This is a genomic window from Hoylesella marshii DSM 16973 = JCM 13450 (genome assembly GCF_000146675.1).
Lineage (GTDB): Bacteria > Bacteroidota > Bacteroidia > Bacteroidales > Bacteroidaceae > Prevotella > Prevotella marshii.
Genome location: NZ_GL397218.1, coordinates 1 through 1,403, shown reverse-complemented (window position 1 = coordinate 1,403; position 1,403 = coordinate 1). Strand labels below are relative to the sequence as shown.

Sequence of the window (1,403 nt, the reverse complement as noted above, 5' to 3'; positions counted from 1 at the left end):
TTCCCCATAAACAAAGGGCTTCACGGAGTTCCCTTTGTTCCTCTTTTTGTGCCCGTTTGTAAGGTGCAGAAAGACGAAAATCAAGCTAAATATTCATCATTAAACAAACAATCATTATGAGCAAGAATCAAGTAACCGTGCAGGACTACATTGCTCCTGCCACACGCATCATTCCCATGCAGCAGCCGTGCGGCCTGCTCGCCGGCAGCCCCAATGGCAATGGCGGCGGCACCAGCGTCGTCCCCTTAGACCCCGATGATGACGACGACATCTCCGGCGCCAAGAAGTGGGGCGGCTCCCTCTGGGAAGAAGAGGAAGAAGACGAATAGAAAGAAGAACGGAAAGAAGAACAGGAAAGATAAAGAGCTAACAAAAAAAGTAAAGACAATGGAGACAATGAAGACAATACAACAACTGTTGAAGATACAAGCCATGCTGCTCTGCGCAGCATTGACCGTCGTCTCGTGCGCCGACGACAACCTGACCGACAACAAGGACGAGGGCGATAAAGGCACCGCCGTGAGTTTCCACGTGAGCAGCGCACAGGACGAAATGCTCCTGCAACAGCAAACGGCACCTGCCACACGCTCTGCCGTCCTCTCGCGTCTTGGCAATGAGGGGCTGACCCTCGAAGACCTCGCCACGCGCAAGCATGCCGTGCAAGGTGCCGCCGACCTCTGTATGATAGAAACCACCATTGAGGGTGTGAACCCCGTGCTGCCCTCTGCCGATACGCGGGCAAAAGTAAAAACCAACATCGACAACTTCTTCACCACATCGGGTTACCGCAGCGATACGCCGGGCTTTGCCCCCGACACGCCCGATTGGTTCTATGCCGTGAAGACGAAGAACGACGGCACGCTCACCACATATCACCCTTGGCACTGGGGCTACCGCTATGGCCGCTTCTACGCCGTGTACCCCGAAGCCAAGAGCGAAAACAAAATCACCCTCTCGCCGGCCACCCACTCGGGTACGCCCTATGTGGAGTTCGAGGCAGAGCAGGATGTGAAGAATCAGAAAGACCTCATGACCGCCTGCTCGGGCGAAGTAAAGTATGAAACCCGCGGTGTCGCCCCGACAACGAACCTCAAGTTTAGGCACGCCCTGACGGCCGTACGCTTCGCCGTGGGTCAGAACCTTTCGTGGAACAAGCGCATCACGAAAGTGGAAATCAAGAACGCCTGCAGCAAGGGCAAGTACATGTTGCCCACACAGTATGGCGGCTCAGGCACTTGGGTGGCCGGCAGCCTGACCGACCGCAAAGACTTTGTGCTCGACGTAGCCACCTCGCCCATCGACCTTAGGAAGAATCCCAATACGGTGATTATGGGCAACCCTTCGGACAACTACACCTTTTATATGATACCGCAAGACCTGACGGGCGTGTCGGTGGTCGTCAC

At 55.2% G+C, this 1,403-nt stretch carries 2 protein-coding genes; both read left to right on the top strand.

The genetic code is table 11. The features are described from left to right. Positions 1 to 116 precede the first annotated feature (116 nt). Complete coding sequence (locus HMPREF0658_RS10580) at positions 117 to 329, top strand: hypothetical protein (RefSeq protein WP_006950776.1); 213 nt, start codon at positions 117 to 119, stop codon at positions 327 to 329. Between the two features lie 67 nt (positions 330 to 396). Beyond that, the coding region (locus HMPREF0658_RS10575; protein ID WP_040557882.1) for a fimbrillin family protein at positions 397 to 1,403 on the top strand (1,007 nt) is incomplete at its 3' end.